We start from the raw sequence: 5,683 nt of genomic DNA on the forward strand, positions 1-5,683 counted from the left end.
CCCCCAGCCAATGGCAGCCGGTGACGGCATGCAGCGTCTCGAAACTCATTGTCGCCGCAAACAGCGCAAGGGATGCGGGACGCATCCGGCCCAGCAGATCCGGCGACGGCGCCAAACGCCCGAGCCGCTCCTGAAACGCCGGCACCTTGCCCATAGCCTCGATCCATTTCCAGAGCAGATAGGTCGGTGCGACGATATTGCGAAGCCGCGGATCGGCACGCATATCGAGCAAAAGAGCGGCCGGATCGATGACGTCGCGCCGGCGATCGGCCGGAATGGCTTCGTAAGAAAGGTAGGTGGCCGCCCAGTAGCCGAGCGCGACGGCAATCTCGGTATCGTCGTTGCGAAGCACCGCATAGGCGAGCCGCATCAATCCATGGGTGGCGGAAGCGGCAACGCCGGAAAAGAGGCGTGGCAGGTAACGCCGGATGGCTGCCTGCCCGCCTATCTCGGCAACGACCCCCTGGAAGAAGCGCCGCAGGTCGCCCTCATGCTCGCGCTGCCCCAGCACCGTTTCCCAGTTCGAGGCATCGAGCTGCCTGACCGGCGCCGCCGGAAACGGAACGGCATGAATGCGAGTGTAATGCTCCGCATATTCTTCCAGCCGCCCTGGTGAAGCGCCGAGCCGCCCCATGGCTTCGAGCACCATGGGAAGATGGTTGGCAAGCAGGACCGGAAACTCACCGCTGTGACGGCCGATATCGGCTATCAACGAGGGCAGCCGCTCCCCGGCCGACGGATCGGGATAAATGCCTTTCAAGGAAGTGAACATGATCGCGCGCACCGTTTTTCTGTCCGAAGACTTTTGCCCATCGGAAATGAGTCATAGGCATCAATTCACGAATAAAGAACAATCTCTAACAAAAAGCAACAAATAGCAACCTGCCCCCTCTCACTCCGCGGGAATTTCCAGCAGGTTATCGTTCGGACGCTCAGCGCATGCAACGCCCATCCTTACGTCTTCAAAAGGACAAGCACTTTCTCAGAAAGCAATCGTGATCCGGATTTAGGGACAACTGCGTCGTGGACATGCATACTACCCGCGGGGCTGGCCTGCCCGGCTGGTTCCGACGAAAACCGACCATGAGCTGGCCCGGTCAATTAGCGACGATAATTTCCACGTTTGCGTTGGTCAGCGCCTTATAGAGGTCGCCCGTCGGCATTTCGTCACAGATAAGCGTATTAAACTCCGTCAACGCGGCCACATACACCAGAGACATATTGTTGAATTTGGTTGAATCGCACAACACCACACGCCGGGACGCTCGTGAAAGATAGATACGCTTCATGTCCGTTTCTTCGAACGAATAGTCGAAGATCCCTTCTGGCGTCAGGCCGGAAACACCGACGAAGGCCACGTCGAACCACAGGGATTCGAACTGGCTCACAGCGGAAGAGCCGCTCGTGGACATTTCCTCGCCGCGAATTCGACCGCCGGCGAGATAGATCTCCGCTCCTCTTCCGGCCAGATGTGCGGCGCTGCGAATGCTGTTGGTGAAGATCTTCGTGTGCGGACGCACTGCCAGGGTTTCCGATACGAAATAGGTGGTCGTTCCAACGTCGAGCGCGATGCTGCGAGCTCCCGCCGCAAGATCGACGGCGGCAGAAGCAATCCGCCTCTTCAGGTGCTCGTTTCGAACAAGGCGGGTTTCGAAGGTTGGCTCTTCGCTGTCGGCACTTTCGCTGACCGGCATCGCCGGCGCACGATCTGGCTTCACCGCGCCGCCATGGGTGCGAATTAGCTTGCCGTCCTTTTCGAGTTCTACGAGATCGCGGCGGACGGTCATTTCCGACACCGAGAGCTGCTGGGCCAGATCGCTTACGGTCACGGAGCCGAAGCGGCCGATCGCTTCGACAATTGCGGCCTGCCTGACCTGCGCCAGGAATTTGGGCCGTTCATTCGTTTTCAACGCCGACTGTTCCCTCGCCATCTGCCTCTTGTCTTTCGTTTGTCGCCAATGTCCGTTGCGACGAAGATAAAAGCTAGCTTAGCCGAAAGGGAAAGCGTTTCAAACAAAGCTTGTTCGAATCAAACACGCCATGCACAGGCGATTATGATCACCTCTGTGCGGAAGTACAGGCTGCACATTTCGCCTAACACGTATGGCTGATTGCATTGCCTGTCGAAAAGAGGGCTGCGACCCCGGCCAGCGCGTCGATCGTCAGATCTGGCCGCCGGTCCGTGTCCTCTTCCTCGAGACCGCCCTTCTGCATGGTGAAAAGCACAGAATAGAGACCTGCGGCCCTGGCGGAGGCGAGACCGGTGCGACTGTCCTCGACAGCCACGATCGATGCAGGCGAAAGCCCCAGGCGTTCTGCCGCGTCGCGATACGGCATGGGCGAGGGTTTGCCCTCTGCAACATCATCGAGGCTGATCGAAAAACGGATGCAGGACGAAATGCCCATGGCATCAAGATTGGCGTCGACGACGGCCCTGCTGGAATTGGAAACGCATGCTTGTGGAATGCCGATATCGGCGAGCATCCGGATGGTTTCGATCGCTCCTGGCACGGCCTGCAGGCTGTGCCGGTTTTCGATATAGTGGCGATTGATCGCGTCCAGCCATTCCTGTTCTGCGAGGCCCTGCGGCAAGCGGGAGTGCAACAGCGTCCAGACGTTACCCATGTGGACGCCGCGAAACGCCATATCCGGAAGGTCGGACAGGTCGACGCCGAACCCCCGCGATGCCGCCACAAGTGCGCGATGGTGCAACGGCTCGCTGTCGACCAGCGTTCCGTCGATATCCCATGCAACGGCCAGAAAGCCGGCATCACTCACGAGCCGGCTCTCCAGCGCGGGGCGAGCCGTTCGTAGAGGTCACGGTAGTGGAGGTAACCCTCCCCGTATGAAGCAACGTTCTCGGCCTGCGGCTGTAGAACTTCGGAGAAGGTGACGAAGCGGGTCACGCCCCGCCAGTCGTTTTCAAGGCCGACGCCGATCGCCGCCGTCCATGCCGCCCCGATGCAGGAGCCAGGATGACCGGATAGGCGCTGTACCGGCGCATTCAGCACATCCGCAACGATCTGCATCCAGACGGTGCTCTGCGATCCGCCATCCGACACGAGGAAACGCCTGAGATGGTGGCCCATATCGACCAGAACCTCGATATGGTGGCGAATCGCATAGGCATAGGCCTCCAGGAGGGCTCGCCAGAGATGGCCGATATCGTGCGAAAGTGTGAGCCCTTCAATGACGCCGCGCGCTGCGGGATCATGTATCGGGGTCTTCTCCCCGAGCAGATATGGCAGAATGGTCAGCCCGTCCGCGCCTGCAGGTTTGGCAGAAGCCAGGACATCAAGGTGCTGATGAAGGCTTCGCCCCGCGGCCCGTGCCGCTTCCCGCTCACCTCCAGCAAATGTCTCGACGAACCAGTTGAGGGCCGAACCGCCAGTCGACATGCAGCCGTTCGGCATGAACAGACCCGGCACGAGATGGTAGTCCAGAAACAGGCGCGGATCGGGCTTTACGAGATCGGTTGCTGTGAGAATGTCGACCGCTCCGCCGAATTTCAGGAGCACGTCGCCCGCATCAATGACACCTGCCCCGAGCGCCGAGGCGATCATGTCCGCCGCGCCGCCGACGACTGGCGTGCCGGCCGCCAGGCCAGTCTCGATCGAGCCGCGGGCATCGATAAAGCCCATGATCTCGTGCGAAGCCCGCTTGGGCGGAAGGACGTCGGGCCTGACATGGGCAAGGCGGATCAGGTCCTCGTCGACAAGGCCCGTCGAAATATCCACGAAACCCGCTTCGAGCGCCCAGTTCTGCTCCATGGCCCGGCTGCCTGTCAGGCGATAATTGATGTAGTCGTAGGAGCCAAACACAGTGGCGACGCGGGAGAAGACTTCCGGCTCATGCCGCTCGATCCAGCGCAGCTTGGCCGTGACGAGTTGCTGGTTGATGCCATTGCCGGCCCGCTTGAGAAAATCGGGCTCGTTCCATTCCCGCCGAAGTTCGGCAACCTCCGCCCCACAGCGGCCATCGCTCTGCTGGATGCTCGGACGCAGCACGTTACCCTCGCGGTCAAGGAGCACCACAGCCGGCAACATGCCCGTGGCGCCGACGGCCTTGACCTCGGACGCCTGGATACCGCTCTCGTTCAGGAGTTCCGTCACGATGGCTCGCACATTGGCCCACCATTCGGCAGGGTCCTCCTCGGCCCATCCGGCGTGGGGGGAGGAAAGCGTGACCGGGCGGGTAGCGGTCGCCAATATGCGGTCGGGTAGCCCGACCAGGATGCCGATGGTCGAGGTCGTCCCGATATCCAGGCCAAGAACAACGGTCATGAGGCGGTTCCCGTGTCAGCGCAATGTTTCGACTACGTCCATGAAGCGTTTGACGCGACTTGCGTCAACCGCATTCCAGGTGTTGCCGTCGACCTTGAAATGGGTGCCGATGACCACACCCTGCGCCATGCCGAGAATATCCCGGACATTGTCGATGTTGACGCCGGTATTGGCGAAGACCGGGACATCCTTTATGACGTCGCAGACATCGCGCAGGTCCGACTGATTGGCCGGCTGGCCGGTAATCGGACCCGAAACGAGGATCGCATCGGCAAGCGAGGAGAAGACGGCGCTCCGGGCGCGAAGAGCAATCGGGCGCTGGTCGAGAGAATGCGCAAATTCGGCATTGATGTTGAACAGCATCTTCATGTCCTTGCGGCCGAGAGTGGCGCGCAGGCGCGCAGCGCTGGCGCAATCCGGCTGCCACAGTCCCATGTCCGAGGCGAACAGGCCTGTGAAGATCTCGCGCACGAAGCTCGCGCCGGTGACGGCCCCGATAGCAACGCTGGCCAGCGGATCCCACAGGTAGTTGACGCCGAACGGTACTTTCAGCGACGGCTTGATCGCCTGCACGATCGCCGTCATGGCCGCGATGCCTTCCGGCGAGCCCTTGAACACATACGGGCGGTCGTTCTCATTGCCGAACATGATGGCGTCCACGCCGCCGGCCTGGAGCTTCTCCACATCCGACATCACGCCATCGATCAGTTTCTGGACGCCACCATCGGCATCATAGAGCGGAGAACCCGGCAGCGCCCCTATATGGGCCATGGCGATCACGACTTTCTTACGGGCTCCAAAGCAATCAAAAACCATTTCCAGATCCTTTAGCGGCGTCAGACTTTTCCGGGCGAAACTGCCCGTCCGGTGACGATGTGCGGCCCGTGCCGGTTTTGCGACGAGGGGCCTGGTGGGAAACATGGCGCGGTTCCGGAGGCCGCAGCACGAATGTGAGATGCCGAAAGCATAGACAGAGAAACGAACGTAAGCAAACAAAAAAAACATTTGATAAGTTCGATTTTGTTTCTTATCGTGGTGCAGCATAATAAGGAGATGGCATGAAAGAGGCCGCGCCCGTTGAGAGAACGGATCACTGAGATGCAGGTGATGATCGAGGAACAGTCACACTTCCAGCCTTTCGGCTTACCTTATTGGGGTTTCACAGATCTCAACAAGGGAGTTGGAAGCATGACTGCCTCTTATGACTACCATATCGGGGTCGACTACCACAAATCCTATGGCCATCTGGTGGTGCAGGATTCGACTGGCAAGACGCTGCGCTCGGGGCGTGTGAAGAACGACCGCCAGTCGCTGGGTGGTTTCTTGGAACGGTATCGCGAGAACAGCCATGCCGTGGTCGAGGCCACCCGCAACTGGGTGGTGATGTATGACTGGCTCGA

The 5,683-nt window shown here is 60.1% G+C and carries 5 protein-coding genes and 1 pseudogene; 1 reads left to right on the forward strand and 5 read right to left on the reverse strand.

The window, feature by feature from the left end; genetic code table 11:
• The 5 genes from PMI09_RS10230 to PMI09_RS10250 all read right to left on the reverse strand — a co-directional run.
• Positions 1–772 (reverse strand): questin oxidase family protein (locus tag PMI09_RS10230; RefSeq protein ID WP_244423750.1); only part of this gene is annotated, 772 nt, incomplete at its 3' end.
• Positions 773–1,097: 325 nt separating this feature from the next.
• Positions 1,098–1,931: a DeoR/GlpR family DNA-binding transcription regulator gene (locus PMI09_RS10235; protein ID WP_007792333.1), complete on the reverse strand. Its 834-nt coding sequence runs from the start codon at positions 1,929–1,931 to the stop codon at positions 1,098–1,100.
• Between the two features lie 163 nt (positions 1,932–2,094).
• Positions 2,095–2,778, reverse strand: coding sequence for an HAD family hydrolase (locus PMI09_RS10240; RefSeq protein WP_007792334.1), 684 nt, complete (start codon positions 2,776–2,778; stop codon positions 2,095–2,097).
• Complete coding sequence (locus PMI09_RS10245) at positions 2,775–4,283, reverse strand: FGGY-family carbohydrate kinase (protein WP_007792336.1); 1,509 nt, start codon at positions 4,281–4,283, stop codon at positions 2,775–2,777. Before PMI09_RS10245 ends, PMI09_RS10240 begins: the two co-directional genes overlap by 4 nt.
• 15 nt (positions 4,284–4,298) lie before the next feature.
• Positions 4,299–5,099: a BtpA/SgcQ family protein gene (locus PMI09_RS10250; RefSeq protein WP_007792338.1), complete on the reverse strand. Its 801-nt coding sequence runs from the start codon at positions 5,097–5,099 to the stop codon at positions 4,299–4,301.
• A gap of 372 nt (positions 5,100–5,471) precedes the next feature.
• On the opposite strand from PMI09_RS10250, the pseudogene PMI09_RS10255 reads away from it, so the two are divergent.
• Positions 5,472–5,683 (forward strand): annotated as a pseudogene (locus PMI09_RS10255) (IS110 family transposase); the annotation flags it as partial.

Origin of the sequence: Rhizobium sp. CF122 (assembly GCF_000282035.1) — a bacterium.
GTDB lineage: Bacteria > Pseudomonadota > Alphaproteobacteria > Rhizobiales > Rhizobiaceae > Rhizobium.

Excerpts from the sequence above, each read along its gene's own strand:
- PMI09_RS10235 (WP_007792333.1), bottom strand. The coding sequence starts at position 1,931 with ATGGCGAGGGAACAGTCGGCGTTGAAAACGAATGAACGGCCCAAATTC.
- PMI09_RS10245 (WP_007792336.1), bottom strand. The coding sequence starts at position 4,283 with ATGACCGTTGTTCTTGGCCTGGATATCGGGACGACCTCGACCATCGGC.
- PMI09_RS10250 (WP_007792338.1), bottom strand. The coding sequence starts at position 5,099 with ATGGTTTTTGATTGCTTTGGAGCCCGTAAGAAAGTCGTGATCGCCATG.